The organism is Pauljensenia hongkongensis, from assembly GCF_001746855.1.
In the GTDB taxonomy this organism is placed as follows: Bacteria; Actinomycetota; Actinomycetes; order Actinomycetales; family Actinomycetaceae; genus Pauljensenia; species Pauljensenia hongkongensis.
Genome location: NZ_CP017298.1, coordinates 642,529 through 659,270 on the forward strand (window position 1 = coordinate 642,529; position 16,742 = coordinate 659,270).

The window sequence follows — 16,742 nt, forward strand, 5'->3', positions numbered from 1 at the left end:
GGTCTTCCGCCATGGTTTCGGGCACACTGGATCCATGGCAACGACGCTCACATTCCTCGGCGGGGCACGCACCGTGACCGGGTCGAAGTACCTGCTCTCCATCGACCCGCCCGGCGGCGCCCCGGACCGCCCGGGCGCAGGACCGCGCCGGATCCTGGTCGACTGCGGACTCTTCCAGGGGATGAAGAAGCTCCGCCGCGCGAACTGGGCGCCCTTCCCCGTGGATCCGGCGTCCATCGACGACGTGCTGCTCACCCACGCCCACATGGACCACACCGGCTACCTGCCCCGCCTGGTCAAGCACGGGTTCCGCGGCTCGATCTGGGGCACGGACGCCACCCAGGCGCTCACCGAGATCGTCCTGCGCGACTCGGCGTACCTGCAGGAGCGGGACGCCGACTTCGCCAACGAGCACGGGTTCTCGCGCCACGAGAAGGCCCTGCCCCTGTACCGCATCGGCGACGTGGCCAAGACCCTGCCCCTCATGCGCTCCGTCGAGTTCCACCGGCCGCTGGACCTGGGCGACGGGATCGAGGCGACCTGGCACCGGGCGGGCCACATCCTGGGCTCGGCGTCGATCCGGGTCGCCACCCCGGACGGCTCCGTCCTGTTCTCCGGCGACCTGGGACGCACCACCCACCCGGTGCTGCGCAGCCGCGAGATCCCCCCGGGGGCCGACGTGGCGCTCATCGAATCCACCTACGGCGACCGCGAGCACATCGAGCCCGCCTCCCCGCACGAGGCCTTCGCCGCCGCGATCCGCCGCACCGTCTCACTCGGCGGGTCGGTGCTGGTGCCCGCCTTCGCGGTGGACCGCACCGAAGTGGTCCTGGCCGCCCTGGACGGCATGGCCGCCGAGGGGCGGATCCCCCCGGTCCCGGTCTACGTGGACTCCCCCATGGCCCTGCGCTCCCTGGAGATCTACCGCGCCCCCTCCCAGGCCTGCGAGCTGCGCGACGGCGCCCGGCTGCGCCTGCCCCACCTGCGCCTCACCCAGTTGCGCGCCGTCGAGGAGTCCAAGCGCCTCAACACCCTGGGCGCTCCGGCGATCATCATCTCCGCGTCGGGCATGGCCACGGGCGGGCGGGTCCTGCACCACCTGGCGAGGATGCTGCCCGACCCGCGCAACTGCGTCGTCCTGACGGGCTACCAGGCAGTCGGCACGCGGGGGCGGTCGCTGGCCGACGGCGCCCAGTCCCTCAAACTGCTCGGCATGGAGGTCGGCGTGCGCGCCAGCGTGGTCCGCGACGAGGAGTTCTCCGTCCACGCCGACGCCTCCGAGCTGGTGGACTGGGCCCGCGGCCTTTCCCCCGCCCCAGGGCGGATCTTCTGCGTGCACGGCGAACCCGACTCGGCGAGCGCGCTCGCGGGCGCCCTGCGCTCCCGCCTCGGCCTCGACGCCGCCGTGGCCTCGCCCGGGCAGACGATCACCGTGGACCGGAGTTGATCCGGGCGGCGGCGCTCCGGGCGGGCGGCCCGCGGCTGCCGCGTCAGGCCCCGTTACGGGGAGCCGCCATGGAGTCCATCATGTAGAAGACGATGAGGCAGACGTAGGTGCCTATGCTCAGCCACGCGTTGATGGCGCCGAGAACGCACGCGAAGGCGTAGAGGACCGGGCCGAGGGCGAAGCGCAGGCTCATCCTGCGGACCACGGACCGGGGGATCTCGTGCCTCAGATTGCTGGGATTGCGGATGGCCGAGTGCCACAGGGCGTTGAACAGCAGGCCGCCGACCACCATCACGCCGCCGTAGAACACCGCGCCCACGCGCGCTTGGGACCCGCGTTCCAGGCTGTTGGTGAGCACAGAAGTCGCGAACGGCAGGAAGACGACGTCCAGCAGCAGCAGAAGGTTGAAGACCAGCACCCGTTGATCGACGGCCCGGAGGATGTGGAAAACAGCGTGGTGGTTGAGCCAGACCTGGCCGATGAGCATGAAGCTCAGGACGAATCCGACGTAGGTGGGCCACAGTGCGGCCAGATCGTCCAGCAGGTCCCCGCTGTACTCGGGGAGTTTGATATCAAGGCTGAGCAACGTTATGGCGATCGCCATGACCCCGTCGCTGAACGCCTCCAGCCTGCCCGATCCGATCTGCGCGAACCCTTTCGCGCCCCCGCTGCCCTTGGCGGCGGCGCTTCTGGACGAGCGTTTGAGGAACTTCACCGCACGATCACCTTTCCGTGGACGCCGACTCCACGAGATCCGGCCGCCCGGCTCCTCCGCCCGGCGCGCCGATTCTCGCACGGCAGCAGTGGGCCGTCAACCTGCCGGCGCCCCGTTCCCCGTTGGCGCGCTGCCTCCGAAGCCGGCCGATCAGTTCCGGCCCGCGTCGGCCGGCGCGGAGGCGATGGGCCGCGAGCGCCCGTGCACCACTGCGGCCAGCACGGCGCCCGGCACCTCGGCGACTCGGCGCACGCCTGTGAGGATCGCGGCGTGCGAGGCCCGGGCCTCGTCGTCGTCCGCGGCTGCGAAGCGGGCAGTGGCACGCGGCTGGCCCGATACGACCGCGATGTCCCAGGACTCCAGGCGCACCGCGCTGCGGGCCGCCGCCTCGACCTCGCGGGGGTCGTGCCCGGCGCGCACCGCGCCCACTGCCATGATCGACCGGTACGACCGCACAGGACCCCCTTGGTTTCCGTTCGAAGTCGGGGTGACAGGATTTGAACCTGCGACCCTCTGCTCCCAAAGCAGATGCGCTACCAAGCTGCGCCACACCCCGGCGGGGGCACTCCCCCTGCGCAATCATACCCACGGGCCGCGCCCGTTTCGCAATTCGCCTCCCGGTCCGCTAAGGTTGGGGGGTCCCCGACCAGGGGGCGCGCGGATGTAGCTCAATGGTAGAGCCTCTGCCTTCCAAGCAGATCACGCGGGTTCGATTCCCGTCATCCGCTCCACGGCGGGGGCCCCGGACCCAATCGGTCCGGGGCCCCCGCGTTCCCGCGGCCGTATAAAGCGGAAACAGCGCGCGGTGCACACGGACGGACCAACGCATCAGGCGCGCGGCACCCCGAGCCACCGGGGCACCCTTCGGGTGTAGGCGGCGTACTCGTCGGGGAAAGCATTGCGCAACGCCCTCTCCTCAACGGGGATCTGCGCGCGGTCGACCAGGACGACGAAACACGCTGCGGGGAGCCACGCCCACGCCTCGCGGATACTCGCATGGGCGGCGAGCGCGCACGCCATGCCCACGTACATGGGATTGCGGGTGACGCGGTAGACCCCTGTGCTGACGAGGGCGCGGGGGTGGTCGACCCCGACGGGGTCCGCCGAGACGCCTGCGCGGTAGAAGCGCATCGACGAGCCGACCAGCAGAACCCCGCTCGCGAATGCGAACGCGCCCGCCGCCGCCCACCGCCACCACGGGTGGCCGGCGTCCGGGAAGGGCACGAGCGCCTGTACGGCCAAGGCGCCGACGGTGAGGAACATCGGTGGGATTCTCAACATCCCACCATTGTTCCACGCCGCGGCGCCGCCGCAGGCGGACGGAGCGTCAGAAGGTCGCGGTGTCGATGACGTAGCGGTAGCGGACCTTGGAATCCACGACGCGGTCGTAGGCGCCGGTGATGTCCTCGCCGCCGATGATCTCGACCTGGGGCGCCACGCCGTGGGCGGCGCAGAAGTCCAGCATCTCCTGCGTCTGACGGATCCCGCCGATCTGGGAGCCCGCGAAGGACTTGGCGCCGTTGACGAACGCCCGCAGCGGCAGGCGCACCGGCTCCTCGGGCAGGCCGACGTCGACGAAGACGCCGTAGGGGCGCAGCGTCCCCATCAGGCCCTCGTAGTCGAGATTGTTGGCGCTGACGGTGCAGATGATGAGGTCGAAGGATCCGCGCAGGGCCTCGACGGTCCCATCCTCGCTGGTGGCGTGGAAGGCGCAGGCGCCGAAACGGCGCGCGTCGGCCTCCTTGGAGCGCCCGTGGGAGATCACGCTCACCTCGGCGCCCATGGCGGCGGCGAGCTTCACGCCGACGTGCCCCAGGCCGCCCATTCCGACGATGGCGACGCGCGTGCCCGGCCCCGCCCCGTACCGGCGCAGCGGCGAGTACATGGTGATCCCCGCGCACAGCAGGGGCGCGGCGGCGTCGAAGGGGATCTGGTCGGGGATGCGGCAGGCGAAGTCCTCCGAGACGGTGAAGCCCTGCGAGTAGCCGCCGGTCGTCGGGTTGCCGTCGGCGTCGGCGCGGTAGGTCCACAGCGTCCCGGGCGTGCCCGTGCACCACTGCTCGTAGCCTGCGCCGCACATCTCGCACTGGCCGCACGAGCCCACCATGCAGCCCACGCCGACCCGGTCGCCGACGGCGAAGCGGGTGGCGCCCTCGCCGACTCGCGCCACGACGCCGACGAACTCGTGGCCGGGGACCAGCGGGTAGGCGACGGGCCCCCACTCGCCCCTGGCGGTGTGGATGTCGGAGTGGCAGATGCCCGCGTACTTCACGTCGAAGTAGATCTCCCCGGGGCCGGGCTCGCGCAGGTCGATCGTGGTCTTGTGGAAACGGGTGGTCGCGTCGTCGCACGCGTAGGCGAGTACCTGGGGCATCGCTGCTCCTCCAATCGTGGGGCCGTCCCTCCAATCCTACGCCACACACCCCTTTTTGACCGGACAAAGACGGCGGTCCGTCGCGCCCTCCCGGCAGCGGGGCCGGTGCCCGGGGGACGAACCGACCCCCGCGCTCCCGGCGTCACGCCGGCCCCCACATCCTGGCGCGAGGCCGACCCCCCACTCCCCCGCGTCCGGGACGGGCCCCGCACCCCCAGTGGGAGGCCGCCGTCAAGCGGCCCAGTCGCCCAGCGCCCCGCCGAGGCACCCGAGCGCCGCATCCACGAGCGCCCACCGCTCGTCAGGGGGGCAGCCCTTGTCCACCCACCGCAGGCAGGCGGCGTCCACGAAGCCGTAGTACCCCCACAGGGCGTACTCGTGGCGAGCCTGCTCGGAGGGGGCGAGGAGGCCCGCGAGGCGCTCCACGTAATCGGCGCGGACGCGGACGCGCAGTTCCGCGGCCGCCTGGGGCTCCCCCCTCGATCCGCGCAGCGGCGCCGCCCAGGCGTCCGGATGGCTGGCGATGTGGTCGAGGTAGACCAGGGTCGCCGCGCCGATGCGGTCGCGCACGGGGACCCCCTCGTCGAGGGCGTCGAGGGCGGCGGCCTGCTTGTCCAGCAGCTCCTCGATCGCCAGGCCGACGACCTGCGCGTAGAGCTCCTCCTTGCCGGCGAAGTAACGGTAGACCAGTGAGCTGGAGGCCTGGGCATCGGCGGCGATGGAGGCAATGGTCACATCGGCGAAGGGGCGGTCGGCGAAGGCGGCCGCGGCTGCGGCGAGGATCGCCTCGCGCCGCGAGTCCGGGTCGAGTCGGCGCCGGGGGGTGCGGTCTTGTCTCACCATATTGCTCATCCTACCGTTAGTGATATACGATCACTAAGCTTAATGAACGAGATTCACTAGGAGTTCCCCATGGACTGGAAACACCACGCGATCTGGTGGCACGTCTACCCCCTGGGATTCTGCGGGGCGCCGATCCACGAGGCGGACCCCCACCCCGGGCCCCGCCTGCGCGCCCTGATGGGATGGCTCGACTACGCCGTCGGACTCGGCTGCTCGGGCCTGCTGCTCGGCCCCGTCTTCGCCTCGGCGACGCACGGCTACGACACCCTCGACCACTACCGCATCGACCCGCGCCTGGGCTCCGACGCCGACTTCGACGACCTCGTGGGCGCCTGCCGCGAGCGCGGCCTGCGCATCCTGCTCGACGGGGTCTTCTCGCACGTGGGAAGCGGCCACCCCCTCCTGCGGCGCGCCCTGGCCGAGGGACCGGGCAGCGGGGCGGCGGCCATGTTCGACATCGACTGGGGCGCCCCCGGCGGCCCCGCCCCCCGCGTCTTCGAGGGGCACGCCTCCTTGGCGCGCCTCGACCACGCCTCGTCCGCCGCCGCCGAGTACACGGCGGACGTCATGCGCCACTGGCTGGACCGCGGCGCCGACGGGTGGCGCCTGGACGCCGCGTACTCCATCAGCACGGACTTCTGGGCGCGGGTGCTGCCCGGGGTTCGGGCCGCGCACCCCGACGCGTTCTTCCTGGCGGAGGTCATCCACGGCGACTACGCGGGCTTCACCGCCGCCGCGGGCGTCGACACGGTCACCCAGTACGAGTTGTGGAAGGCCGTCTGGTCCTCGATCAAGGACCGGAACCTCTTCGAACTCGACTGGGCGCTGCAGCGCCACAACGCCTTCCTCTCCTCGTTCACGCCCAACACCTTCATCGGCAACCACGACGTGACCCGGATCGCCTCAGCCGTCGGCCCCGACGGGGCTGTCACCGCGCTGGCCGTCCTCATGACCGTGGGCGGGATCCCCTCCATCTACTCCGGCGACGAGCAGGGCTTCACAGGCGTCAAGGAGGAGCGAGCCGGTGGCGACGACGCCGTGCGCCCGGCGTTCCCCGCCTCGCCGGACGGACTGGCGCCCTGGGGATGGGGCGTCTACCGCGCCCACCAGGACCTCATCGGCCTGCGCCGCCGCAACCCGTGGCTCACCACCGCGACCACGTCGGCCGTCGCCCTGGAGAACCAGCGCTACACCTACAGGGTGCGGGCGGCCGACTCCAGCGCCTGCCTGGACGTCTCCATCGACTTGACGTCCACACCCCGGGCCACCATCCGCGACGGGGGCGGGACCGTCCTGTGGGAGCAGGCCGGGCACTGAGCCCAGGGCCCACTGCGACGCGCCCCGACGGTGGGCGCGCCATGGACAGAGCCGTCGGGCTCTGTCCGCGCCACTTAGGCCTGTTGTGCACCACTTAGGACCAGAAGGCCCCTGGTTCTCCCGGCGTGTCGGCGGCCTAAGTGGTGCGCGTACGCGCAATGGTGCAGCCGGGCGCCGCGCAAGCCGCCGCCCCGACGGCGGGCGCGCGCCCGGCCCCTAGTCCCCGTTCTCCGCGGTGATGTCGAAGAACGCCCAGAAAGCGCCCAGAAAGCAGCCGATCAAGAGGAAGTACCACTGCACCGCGACCGGGTTCCCGGTCAGCAACTGGGCGAGCGAGACCACCAGCATGACGACCGCGCCGACTCCGAGCCCCTTGGCCAAACCGAGCAGCTCAACGGTGGGGGGCACCTGCGGGCACCCCCGGCCCACCCACCTGACCAGGCGGACGACGGCGGCGATCCCAACGAGGACGGCCGCTGCCACGACGACGGACCCCAGGAGCACCAGATCCCCGCGTTCCGGGGAGTTGAGCATCAGGAGCAGGCCATGGCCGAACACCATGAAATCGAAGAGGAACACGACGAGAACGAGCCTGCCCTGGCGGCGCGGCATTACCGACAGCTGCTGGAAGAACCTCATGCGCCCACCGGCCCGCCCAGCCCGGTCCCGCCGAGCGCCGCCCGGCGTCCCGCGCCCTTCACAGCTCCCCGCCTTCCAGCCTCTGCTCCACCACGGCAGCGTACCGCAGCGGCCGTTGGTCCTTCCAACGGGGAGCGGCGTACACCTGCCGGATGCGGGCGATCACGGCGCGGCACCCGTCTGTGTCGCCCGTTCTTTCCAGGCACCACAGCATGCAGTGCAGGGGACGCGCCATCGCCTCCAGGTCGTTCTTCACCATGTACCCCGCGCACGCGGCCTCGCAGTGCTCGACGGCCTCGCCGAATTCACCACTGGCTGCGAGCAACGCCGCGTACTGGTCGTGCCAGGCCCCCATCTCGTAAGCGCTGGAGTAGTCGCCGTCATCGCCCAGGGGCGCGATCGCGGCGCGCGACTGCTCCATGAGGGCCCGCGCCTCGTCGAGGCGGAGGCGGGCCTCCTCCTGGGCGAGGCCCCTGATGGCCGTCCTCGCGGCGTCGCGGAGGCAGCGCCCCCGCAGCACGCGGTCGGCCAGGCCGTCGCCGTCGTGGAGGCAGGCGGCCTCCGTGTAGGCGCGGACCGCCCCATCGCGGTCTTCCAGGGCCTCGGCGGCTTCGGCGGCGCGCCGCAGGTGGGACGCCGCGGCGCCCCGGTCGCCGCCCTCGATGTCCCGCTGCGCCAGCTCGCGGGAGTTGTCGAACACGCCCTGGTGCTCGCCGAGGCCCATGAGGGCCCGGCACAGGGTCTCGCGCAGCGCGTACTCCAGCGGGGTGCGCCCGCACCCCTCCACGAGGCCAAGGGCGGACTCGACGACCTCGGCGCACTCCAGGCGGCGCTCGTCCCGTAGGAGCACCTCCCCCAGGTACCGCAGGGCCGAGGCGGCGCGCACGGGCATGCCGACGGCCAGGCAGACGTTGACGATCTCGCGGAGCTGGGCGATGGCCTCGCGGAACTCCGCCATTGCGTCGGAGGCGTCCGCGATGACCTTCCTGGCCCGCATGGCGGTGACCGGGGGGCACGGGTCGTGGCCGCGCACCACCTCGTAGGCGGCGGCGCACGCCTGGTAGGTCCTGCCCCGTTCCAGCAGGACCCTGGCGCGGTTGAGGCGCACCAGGTCCTCCGCGTCACGGCGGTGCTCAGCGCGTCCTACGAGCGCCTCCATGCCCTCCAGCGCGGATCCGGCGCAGTCGTGGTCGCCCACCGAGGACGCGAGCCCCGCGATCACGGAGAGGGCGGAGGAGACAGCGGCCGCGTGCGCGCCGGACTGGGCGGGTCCGCAATCCTCCGCGGCGCAGGCCAGGGCGGTGTCGGCGAGGCGCCGCACCTCTTCGACGCGCTCGTCCCTCAGGACGACGCCCCCACTGGGACGCGCTTCCCTCAGCAAGGAGGCGTCGATGAGGACGCCCAGCGCGCGCAGCACGCACGCGCAGTACCCGTCGGCCCCGGCACCCGGATCCCCGCTGGCGCGGTCGAGCGCACCGGCCACGGCGCCCCGCGCCTCGCGGAGCCACTGGGACGCTCCGTCGTGGTCCCCGACGTTGCGGCGCATCGATGCCAGCAGCATGAAGCGCTCGATGTCGCGCCCGTCCATCGCCTCCAGCTGCGGGCCCAAGCCCCGGGCGCACGCCTGGTCGACCACGAAGGAGCCCTCCGCCCCGTCGCCAGGGTCGAGGAAGGCCGCGGCGTAGCGCTCCAGCGCGTCCTCGGCGCCCGCCAGGGGGGCGGGGCGCGTTGTATCGACGGCGGGGTAGGGCGGCGCGTCGTCGTCGCCCGCCAGCCGCTCGTTCGCGGGGGCCGGCGGCTCGGCCGGCACCACGGTCCCGTCCTCGGCGAGGCGCTCGCCCTCGGGCAGCTGCTCGCCGGCCTCCAGCAGGCCGATCCCCGCGTCGGCGAAGGCGTCCGCGGCGGCGCTGAAAGCGGGGCGGTCGAGTTCGCGCGCGGTCCACGACGTGATGAATCCGTTGCCGTTGCGCTCGTCGAAGAGCCCGGCGACGTCGAGGGCCCATTGGCGGACCCGCGCCTGCGCCTGGGACAGCGTCGCGGCCGCGTCCAGCGCCTCGGCGGGGCACCAGGGGCTGTCCCCCGCGACCTCCACGCCGAGCTCCTCGTCCCCGCGGCCCGCGGCCACCGCCTCGCGCAGGACCACGGCGGCGCCGCGCAGCAGCAGGAGCAGGGAGAAGGCGCTGTCGGCGCGCGACGCGAAGGGCAGGGACTCGCGCAGGACCCTGACGGCGCGGCCCACGTGGCCGGACAGGGCCAGGTACTGCATGTGCCGCGCCAACCCGTTCGTGAAATTCGGGTTGAGGCGCTGGAAGCGGTAGGAGCGCACGTGCGCGTCCCACGCGGCCTTGGGCCGTCCGCTGGCCAGCAGTGCCAGCAGCGCGGAGGACTGGATGTTGGCGGGCTGGTGGGAGCACCCGAGCTCGCCGCTGAGGACGGGCACGGCGCTGGCCACGGCGCGCTCCCAGTCCTCCTCCGCGCTCGCCACGATCACCTGCCGCTCAGGGTCGCACGCCACGCAGTCGGACAGGCGGTCGCGCCCCATGGCGCGCCAAGCGGCGATGTCGCGGCGGACGGCCCCCATGTCCCCGAGGCTGAGGTCCACGTACACGGCAGCGCCGTGCACCGTGTGCATGGAGGCGCCGTGCGCGCGGTAGAACCCCTCCAGGCCATCCATGAGGCGGCGGACCTGCTCCACGGGCACACGGGGGTTGTCAGCGGCGCACTCCACGATCCACTTGTACCGCCATTCGAAGAGGAACAGGCGGCGCCCGGTGAGCAGTTCCGGGTGCTCCTCGAAGGCGGCCAGGCACCACGCGAAGGGCGCCATCGCCTTCCAGCCCTCGTTGCCGTAGGCGTAGGCGTCGGCCAGCGCCAGGTGCGCGTCGGCCCGCAGCCCCAAGTCGTCCACGTCCAGGGACCACGCGGCCGCCTCGGCCACCTGGGCGGACCTTGCGGGCCCCCAGCCCATTGCCCCGGTCTGTGCGAGCCTGTGGCGGATGTCGTCGGCTGTGGTCATGGTCCGTCCTTCCGTGGGTGGTCGAGCGCCGCGTCGATGAGGGCCCCCAGGACCTGCCCGGCCCACGCGCGCTCCTTCGGGCCCAGCGCCTGGCGGCCCTGGAGCAGGCACTGCACGTACAGGCCGCGCAGCACCTGGGCGGCGGCCGCCCCGCCCTCGTCCAGGGCGGCCAGTCGCGCAATCAGTGGATTCGCGCGGTTGAGGACCATCCGGGGCGGCCGGGTGCGCGCGAAGGGGTCGTCGATGCCCAGCAGCTGCGCCCACACTCCCGAGGCCGCCTCCTTCGAGGCGCGGGCGACCTGTCGGCCCGCCAGGTCCGGGTCGGGCAAGTACAGGGCGGGCATGGTCGCGGGCTCGAAGCGCCGCATGACGACCTCGCAGTCGCGGGGGTCGATGGCCCGCCGGGCGGCGAGCATGAGGCCCGCCGCCTCGGCCTCCTCCGTCGGGGAGCACGGGCTGAAACTGTCCAGCAGGCGCGCGGGGTCGACGAGCGCGATGTCCGCGCCTGATCCGCCCAGCGCGGGACTGGCCAGGAAGGCGGAGAGCACCTCCTCCTCGTAGGCGTAGCCCGCGTTCACCAGGACCACGCCCTGGCTGGCGGCCACGTCCGCGAGGGCGCGGTACTGGTCGACCGTGCGCGTGTAGCGCACCGGGACGCCCAGGCCCGCCAGTTGGGCCAGGGTCCTGGGGCCCTGGGTGGTTTCGAAGGGGACGTGCTCGACCACCAGTCCGAGGACGAACCCGTCCGTCGTCGCCACCGACCGCAGGCCCATGGCGTGGGCGGAGACGAAGGCGGCGAAACGCGTGGGGGCGTGCCGGGCCAGGTCGTCCAGCCAGGCGCGCACCCGCTCGCCGACCGCCGCCCGGGCGTCCTCCAGCGCCTCGTCGTCGACCAGTTGCTCGCGTGAGGCCGTCAGGCGCAGGTGCGCGGAGTCGGCGACGACCCACGCGAAGTACGCCCACGGGGGCGCCAGCCCGTAGGCGCTGCGCGAGACCAGCATGCCCTTCGCGTAGACCGTGTGGCGCGCGTCGCCGACGCGCCCCTCCTGCGGGCTGATCGCAATGGCGCCGCGCAGCCCTGCCGCTGCGATGTCGAAGTCGATGACGTCGATGGGGGCGAACCCCAGGTTCTCCTGGCACCACTGGGCCCGGTCGCGCCCGCCCATCCTCCACACGGGCACGGCCCTGCCGTGGCGGGTGACCGCTCCCCCGCCCCGGACCTCGATATCGGCGTCCAGCAGCGAGGCGAACTCGTCGACCAGGGCGCGCACGGTGGCGGGCTCCATCCACGCCTCGCCGGGGAAGGGGCGCAGGACGACCCGGGTCCCGGGGCCGGGAGGGAGGCCCCGGGCCTCGTGGGCGGGCGCGGGGCGCACGCAGTAGGTGCCGTCGGCGCTGCCCGTCCACTCGATGGCGCCGTCGGCCCCCGCCCTGGCTGAGCGCGACACCACGGTGATGTCCGGGCTCACCATGAAGCAGGAGAGCAGCCCGATGCCGAACTGCCCGAGGAAGTCGGCGCGCGCCAGCCCCAGTTCGTCGCGTTTCGACGAGGCCCCGATGGTGGACAGCAGGGAGGCGGCCTCCTCCTCGGTGAGGCCGATCCCCGTGTCCGAACAGGCGAGGCCCCCGTCCCCGACGGTGAGGACGATGCGCGCGGGGCAGTCCGGCTCCAGCTGGCGCCGGGCGGCGATGGCGTCGACCCCGTTCTGCAGCAGCTCCCGCATGTAGACGCGGGGGCCGGAGTAGAGGTTGCGGGAGAGCAGGTCGACCATGCCCCGCAAGTCGACGTGGAACTGCGCCACGCCTACCCCGCTTCCTCTTCGTCGTCGATTCCCAGGAGCTCGCGCAGGGCTTTGAAGCGCTCCACGGTCGTGGTGGTCATCAAGCCCAGGTAGTCGTGCAGTTGCTCGTCGTTCGCGCCCGCCTCGATGTTGACGAGCGCGCGCGTCGCCACGGTGGTCGCGTCGCCCTGGGAGGGCAGGGCGAAGAGCGAGGGCACCCAGCAGGACTCGTTGACCTGGGTAGCCGCGGCCGCCACCCGCTCCTGGGCGCCGGGGCCGTGCCCGGTGCCGTACGTTTCGCGCCCCCTGACGCTGAGCAGGCGCGGATTGGGGATCTCGATGAGGAGCTGGGTCCGCCCGGCCCCCGTGTGGATCTCGTCGTAGTCCCCGCCCCTCCTGCGCTCGTACTCCCAGCCGATCCGCTCCAGCCAGGCGGCCACGCGGTCCATCGTGACGGGGGGCGTGGCCGCGTTGTCCGGGTCCGTCCACCATGCCATCAGCGGGCCCCCTGCCGTTGGGCCAAGTCGGGGAGCGCCTCCGCCGCCTCCTGCAGCGCTCCCCCGATCACGGATACCGCCATATTGAGGTAGTCCGCGAGCTGTTCATTGCTCATGCCCTTCCCGATGAACGCCGTCGTCTGGGCGAACAGGTGCCGCGGCGGCGGCGCCGCCCGCCTGGAGATCCCGAGTTTGACGACCACGCCGCCGAGCGTGTACTGGTGGATGTGCGCGTCGACGCGTTCGAGGTCGGTGTCCGCCAGCTCGGGGCGCCAGTACCCGCGCACGGGCAGCAGGTCGCTGAATTCAGCGCCCACGAAGATGTAAATGGTGAACGCCTCGAAGCGGAGGACGATATTGCGGTCGTCGTCGATGGTGTAGCCCAGGTCCTGGCTCCACAGCCAGTCCGCTATGCGCGCCGTCGTCACCTGTGGCTGTGCGCTCATGTGTGCGGACCCCTTTCATGTTCCGTACCCACTTTAGACCCGGTATCCCACCGGGACAAGGGAGTTACCGCGCAAACAGTCGGAGTCCGGTGGCGGCCGCGCCCCACAATCCTCTGGCCCGGGAACGGGAAAGCCCCTGGGACCTACTGGTCCCAAGGGCTTCGCTGGGGTGGCTGACGGGACTCGAACCCGCGACGTCCTGGACCACAACCAGGTGCTCTACCAACTGAACTACAGCCACCATTGGGCCCGCAAAAGGGCAACGGGAAGAGACTAGCACCCCGCCCCGGCAGGAGGGAAATCAAGCGGTCCGCACCAGTGGTGGCGTGCGCCATAACGCGCCGCAACGGGGTGGGCCGTCCCCTCACCAGTGGGCGCGGGCGGAGATCGCGTCGGCGAAGTTGCCCAGGGCCCGCGGGGTCGTCCCCAGGTAGAGGTCGGCGTCCACCAGGGAGACCTCCATGACCATGAAGGACCCCTGCCCGTCGGGGACCAGATCCACCCTGTTGAAGAGCAGCAGGTCGTCGTGCCCGTTGCGCTCGCGGACGTAGTCGTGCAGGACCCGGCGGATCTCCTCGCCCCACTTCCACGCGACCGAGTCGGCCGGCTCGGCGGTGACCACCGCCTCGTGGACCGTGGGATCGGTGACAGAGGCGGGGTGCAGGGCCGCCCGCTTCTCAACCGCGTGGGAGACCAGGCCGTTGAAGAACACCAGCGAGATCTCGCCGTGGACTTCGATCTCCTCCATGTAGCGCTGCACCATGACCGAGCGCCCCTCCCGCAGCAGGGACTGCACCTGGCGCATCGCCGCCTGCCTCTGGGAGATCGACAGGGTCGTGTAGCGCCCGATGTCGCGCACGCCCGAGGACACGGCGGGTTTGATGACGAACTCGCCGAAAGCGGGGAAGCGCGTGTGGATCTGGTGCTTGGACAGGCCGTGCTCCGGCTCCAGCCAGGAGGTGGGGATGGTGGGCAGGCCCCGCGCGGCCAAGTCGCGCAGGTAGTGCTTGTCGGTGTTCCAGTCGAGCACGTCCGCCGAGTTCTGCACACGGCGCAGGCCCCTGGCCCATTCCAGGAACGCGGAGCGGTCCGCCGCGTAGTCGGACACCGAGCGCACGACGACCATCCCGGCGTCGTCCCAATCCACATCGGGATCGTTCCACACCGCGATCCGGGGGTCGCAGCCCCGTTGGGCGAGTTCGTCGGGCAGCCCCTCCTCGCCGTGGAAGAGGTTCGGCATCGACGCGCAGGTCACCAGAGTCACTTTCGGCTTGGAGGTCATAGGACCAGGGTAGCCGACCCGGCCGCCCCCGCGTGCGGCTTCCACACGGGGGCGGGGGCCCACGGCAGCGGCGGCGTTCCCGCGGACGCGCCGACCACCCCGTACGCCGCGGCGGGGAGCCCTCTCAACGCAGGCCGACGGTCCGCGCAGCCGCCTCTTCCAGCAGCGCGTCGATGAGGGACGGGTAGTCGACCCCGGCGGCGGCCCACATCTGGGGGAACATGGAGATCGGTGTGAAACCGGGCATCGTGTTCACCTCGTTGACCAGCACCGTCCCGCTGTCCTCGTCGAGGAAGAAGTCGACGCGGGCCAGGCCCTCGCACTCGAGGGCGTCGAAGGCGCGCAGCGCTGTCTCCCGCACCCGCTCCTCGTAGGCGGGGGCGACCTCCGCCGGGCACACCAGGCCCACCACGTCATCGACGTACTTGTGCTCGTAGTCGTAGAACTCACCGTCGGGAACCTCGATCTCCCCCAGGGGCGCCGTCGCGCTGCGCCAGTCGGAGCGGCCCCCCAGCACGCCGCACTCGACCTCGCGGCCGACGACGCCCGCCTCGACTATGACGCGCGGATCGTGGTTCTGGGCCTCCTTGACGGCCACGGCCAGCCCCTCGCGGGACTCCACCTTCGAGATGCCCACGGAGGACCCGGCCCGGCAGGGCTTGACGAAGACCGGGAAGCCGAGGGCGGCGGCGCGCTCGAGGCAGGCCCCCTGGTCCGCCTCCCACTGCAGCGGGGTGATCAGCTCCCAGCGGCCCACGTCGATGCCCGCGCCCGCCAGCACGACCTTCGTCAGGTGCTTGTCCATGGAGACGGCGCTCGAGGCGACCCCGCATCCCACGTAGCGGACCTCCGCCATCTCGAGCAGGCCCTGGATGGTGCCGTCCTCGCCGTAGGGGCCGTGCAGCAGCGGGAGCACGATGTCCACGCGGCCCAGGTCGCGGGCGCCGACCACGCGGGCCCCCGGGTCGGCGGGGTCGCCGTCGTAGGAGAGCTCCACCAGGCTGCCGCCCCCGGGGGTCAGCGCCACCCGCGTCGCCCCCGCCTCGACGCTCTGCCCCTTGCCGTCCTTGAACTCCAGGAGCGCGGGGTCGTCGCTGGCGGGCACCCACTGCCCGTCCTTGGTGATCCCCAGGGGGACCACGTCCCATTTGTCGCGGTCGATGGCCCTCAGGATACCCGCGGCGGTCGCGCACGAGACCTCGTGCTCGCTGGAGCGGCCGCCGAAAACGATGAGGACGCGTGGGCGTTCGAAGTCAGTCATGCCTCAAGAGTAGCGGCATCCGGGGACGGCTCAGACCAACGTGATCTTCCACCCGTCCATCTTGCGGGGGCGCGAGAGCAGCATGTGGCCCATGTCCTCGATGGTGGCGTCCCCCTCGACGACGCGGACGACGGCCTCCGTGATGGGCATGTCCACACCGGCCCCGCGGGCCAGCTGCAGGATCGGGCGCGCCGACGCCACGCCCTCGACGACGCCCGGCGAGCGCTCCAGGGCCTCCTCCAGGCCCATCCCCTCCCCCATGCGGTGCCCCAGCGAGAAGTTGCGCGACAGGCGCGACGAGCACGTGGCGATCAGGTCGCCGATGCCCGCCAGCCCCGCGAAGGTGGCCGGGTCCGCCCCGAGCGCGGTCCCCAGGCGGGTCATCTCCGCCAGGCCCCGGGTCTGCAGCGTCGACCGGGTGTTGATGCCCAGGCCCATCCCCTGCGCCGCTCCGATGGCCACGGCGATCACGTTCTTCGTGGCGCCCGCTATCTCAGTGCCGATCACATCGGTCGACACGTAGGGGCGGAAGTACGGGGTGTGGCACGTCGAGGCGACGCGCTTGGCCAGCTCCAGGTTCTCCGAGGCGATCACCGTCGCCGTCGGGTTCTCCTCCGCGATCTCGCGCGAGAGGTTGGGCCCGGACAGGACGGCGATGCGGTCCTCGTCGACGCCGGCGCTGTGGGCGATGATCTCGTCCACGCACTTGAAGGACGACAGCTCGATGCCCTTGGCCAGGGAGAGCACGCCCGCCCCCGGGTCGATCGCGCAGGCGGCGGCCTCCATCGTGGGGCGCACGGCCTTGACGGGCACGGCGACGACCACCAGGTCGGCGCCGGAGACCGCGCCGCGCAGGTCGGTGGTGGCGCGCACGGAGCCGGGCAGCTCGATGCCGGGCAGGTACGCCGGGTTCTCGCCGTCGTTGATGAACTCGACCACGGCCGCGTTGCGCCCCCACACCGTGACCCCTGCCGCGCCGGCGTGGGCCACCACCCTGGCGAATGTCGTTCCCCACGCGCCCGTCCCCAGGACTGCCACGCGCTCGTACCCGTTCTCCTCGCTCATGCCCCCAAGGGTACTCGGTCCCATCGCGCGGGGCATCGACTGGGCGGGTCCGCGCTCCC

General features: G+C 72.2%; 15 protein-coding genes and 3 tRNA genes. 3 read left to right on the forward strand and 15 right to left on the reverse strand.

Features of this window, described 5'->3' with window-relative positions; translation table 11 throughout:
• The first annotated feature begins 34 nt into the window (after nucleotides 1-34).
• A complete protein-coding gene (locus BH719_RS02675) occupies nucleotides 35-1,447 on the forward strand; it encodes an MBL fold metallo-hydrolase RNA specificity domain-containing protein (RefSeq protein ID WP_009743206.1) in 1,413 nt (470 codons plus the stop codon).
• A gap of 43 nt (nucleotides 1,448-1,490) precedes the next feature.
• On the opposite strand, the gene BH719_RS02680 is transcribed toward BH719_RS02675, so the two are convergent.
• The 3 genes from BH719_RS02680 to BH719_RS02690 all read right to left on the reverse strand — a co-directional run bounded on the left by BH719_RS02680 (nucleotide 1,491) and on the right by BH719_RS02690 (nucleotide 2,718).
• Nucleotides 1,491-2,162 carry a TMEM175 family protein gene (locus BH719_RS02680; protein WP_009743207.1) on the reverse strand — a complete coding sequence of 224 codons (672 nt, stop codon included), beginning with the start codon at nucleotides 2,160-2,162 and terminating at the stop codon, nucleotides 1,491-1,493.
• 150 nt (nucleotides 2,163-2,312) lie between these two features.
• Complete coding sequence (locus tag BH719_RS02685) at nucleotides 2,313-2,618, reverse strand: hypothetical protein (RefSeq protein WP_009743208.1); 306 nt, start codon at nucleotides 2,616-2,618, stop codon at nucleotides 2,313-2,315.
• 26 nt (nucleotides 2,619-2,644) lie between these two features.
• Nucleotides 2,645-2,718, reverse strand: a tRNA-Pro gene (locus BH719_RS02690).
• A 101-nt stretch (nucleotides 2,719-2,819) separates the two neighbouring features.
• Between BH719_RS02690 and BH719_RS02695 the strand changes: the two genes are divergently transcribed.
• Nucleotides 2,820-2,893, forward strand: a tRNA-Gly gene (locus BH719_RS02695).
• A gap of 97 nt (nucleotides 2,894-2,990) precedes the next feature.
• Here the strand turns inward: BH719_RS02695 and BH719_RS02700 are convergent.
• The 3 genes from BH719_RS02700 to BH719_RS02710 all read right to left on the reverse strand — a co-directional run bounded on the left by BH719_RS02700 (nucleotide 2,991) and on the right by BH719_RS02710 (nucleotide 5,379).
• Entirely contained in the window at nucleotides 2,991-3,443 is a 453-nt protein-coding gene (locus BH719_RS02700) for a methyltransferase family protein (RefSeq protein WP_157098157.1), read from the reverse strand.
• Between the two features lie 46 nt (nucleotides 3,444-3,489).
• Nucleotides 3,490-4,536 carry an NAD(P)-dependent alcohol dehydrogenase gene (locus BH719_RS02705; protein ID WP_009743210.1) on the reverse strand — a complete coding sequence of 349 codons (1,047 nt, stop codon included), beginning with the start codon at nucleotides 4,534-4,536 and terminating at the stop codon, nucleotides 3,490-3,492.
• Nucleotides 4,537-4,767: 231 nt separating this feature from the next.
• Entirely contained in the window at nucleotides 4,768-5,379 is a 612-nt protein-coding gene (locus BH719_RS02710) for a TetR/AcrR family transcriptional regulator (protein ID WP_034255174.1), read from the reverse strand.
• A gap of 69 nt (nucleotides 5,380-5,448) precedes the next feature.
• Between BH719_RS02710 and BH719_RS02715 the strand changes: the two genes are divergently transcribed.
• Nucleotides 5,449-6,696, forward strand: coding sequence for an alpha-amylase family protein (locus BH719_RS02715; RefSeq protein WP_009743211.1), 1,248 nt, complete (start codon nucleotides 5,449-5,451; stop codon nucleotides 6,694-6,696).
• Between the two features lie 216 nt (nucleotides 6,697-6,912).
• Here the strand turns inward: BH719_RS02715 and BH719_RS02720 are convergent, their stop codons facing one another.
• The 9 genes from BH719_RS02720 to BH719_RS02760 all read right to left on the reverse strand — a co-directional run bounded on the left by BH719_RS02720 (nucleotide 6,913) and on the right by BH719_RS02760 (nucleotide 16,683).
• Nucleotides 6,913-7,335, reverse strand: coding sequence for a hypothetical protein (locus BH719_RS02720; RefSeq protein ID WP_009743212.1), 423 nt, complete (start codon nucleotides 7,333-7,335; stop codon nucleotides 6,913-6,915).
• 58 nt (nucleotides 7,336-7,393) lie between these two features.
• Complete coding sequence (locus BH719_RS02725) at nucleotides 7,394-10,351, reverse strand: hypothetical protein (protein ID WP_009743213.1); 2,958 nt, start codon at nucleotides 10,349-10,351, stop codon at nucleotides 7,394-7,396.
• Nucleotides 10,348-12,153 (reverse strand): HSP90 family protein, encoded by a 1,806-nt coding sequence (locus tag BH719_RS02730; RefSeq protein ID WP_009743214.1) that lies wholly within the window; start codon nucleotides 12,151-12,153, stop codon nucleotides 10,348-10,350. The genes BH719_RS02725 and BH719_RS02730 overlap by 4 nt, the downstream gene beginning before the upstream one ends.
• 2 nt (nucleotides 12,154-12,155) lie before the next feature.
• Nucleotides 12,156-12,629 carry a YbjN domain-containing protein gene (locus BH719_RS02735; RefSeq protein WP_009743215.1) on the reverse strand — a complete coding sequence of 158 codons (474 nt, stop codon included), beginning with the start codon at nucleotides 12,627-12,629 and terminating at the stop codon, nucleotides 12,156-12,158.
• A complete protein-coding gene (locus tag BH719_RS02740; protein WP_009743216.1) occupies nucleotides 12,629-13,075 on the reverse strand; it encodes a hypothetical protein in 447 nt (148 codons plus the stop codon). The genes BH719_RS02735 and BH719_RS02740 overlap by 1 nt, the downstream gene beginning before the upstream one ends.
• 165 nt (nucleotides 13,076-13,240) lie before the next feature.
• Nucleotides 13,241-13,316 (reverse strand) — tRNA-His (locus tag BH719_RS02745).
• 123 nt (nucleotides 13,317-13,439) lie between these two features.
• The gene (locus tag BH719_RS02750; RefSeq protein ID WP_009743217.1) at nucleotides 13,440-14,357 is read right to left on the reverse strand and encodes an ATP-grasp domain-containing protein; all 918 of its coding nucleotides are present in this window, start codon (nucleotides 14,355-14,357) and stop codon (nucleotides 13,440-13,442) included.
• A gap of 124 nt (nucleotides 14,358-14,481) precedes the next feature.
• Nucleotides 14,482-15,618 (reverse strand): D-alanine--D-alanine ligase family protein, encoded by a 1,137-nt coding sequence (locus BH719_RS02755; RefSeq protein ID WP_009743218.1) that lies wholly within the window; start codon nucleotides 15,616-15,618, stop codon nucleotides 14,482-14,484.
• Nucleotides 15,619-15,648: 30 nt separating this feature from the next.
• The gene (locus tag BH719_RS02760) at nucleotides 15,649-16,683 is read right to left on the reverse strand and encodes an NAD(P)H-dependent glycerol-3-phosphate dehydrogenase (RefSeq protein WP_034255176.1); all 1,035 of its coding nucleotides are present in this window, start codon (nucleotides 16,681-16,683) and stop codon (nucleotides 15,649-15,651) included.
• Nucleotides 16,684-16,742: the final 59 nt, after the last annotated feature.

Coding starts and splice junctions, on each gene's coding strand:
- BH719_RS02675 (WP_009743206.1), top strand. CDS start 35: ATGGCAACGACGCTCACATTCCTCGGCGGGGCACGCACCGTGACCGGG.
- BH719_RS02700 (WP_157098157.1), bottom strand. CDS start 3,443: ATGTTGAGAATCCCACCGATGTTCCTCACCGTCGGCGCCTTGGCCGTA.
- BH719_RS02705 (WP_009743210.1), bottom strand. CDS start 4,536: ATGCCCCAGGTACTCGCCTACGCGTGCGACGACGCGACCACCCGTTTC.
- BH719_RS02710 (WP_034255174.1), bottom strand. CDS start 5,379: ATGGTGAGACAAGACCGCACCCCCCGGCGCCGACTCGACCCGGACTCG.
- BH719_RS02715 (WP_009743211.1), top strand. CDS start 5,449: ATGGACTGGAAACACCACGCGATCTGGTGGCACGTCTACCCCCTGGGA.
- BH719_RS02720 (WP_009743212.1), bottom strand. CDS start 7,335: ATGAGGTTCTTCCAGCAGCTGTCGGTAATGCCGCGCCGCCAGGGCAGG.
- BH719_RS02725 (WP_009743213.1), bottom strand. CDS start 10,351: ATGACCACAGCCGACGACATCCGCCACAGGCTCGCACAGACCGGGGCA.
- BH719_RS02735 (WP_009743215.1), bottom strand. CDS start 12,629: ATGGCATGGTGGACGGACCCGGACAACGCGGCCACGCCCCCCGTCACG.
- BH719_RS02740 (WP_009743216.1), bottom strand. CDS start 13,075: ATGAGCGCACAGCCACAGGTGACGACGGCGCGCATAGCGGACTGGCTG.
- BH719_RS02750 (WP_009743217.1), bottom strand. CDS start 14,357: ATGACCTCCAAGCCGAAAGTGACTCTGGTGACCTGCGCGTCGATGCCG.
- BH719_RS02755 (WP_009743218.1), bottom strand. CDS start 15,618: ATGACTGACTTCGAACGCCCACGCGTCCTCATCGTTTTCGGCGGCCGC.
- BH719_RS02760 (WP_034255176.1), bottom strand. CDS start 16,683: ATGAGCGAGGAGAACGGGTACGAGCGCGTGGCAGTCCTGGGGACGGGC.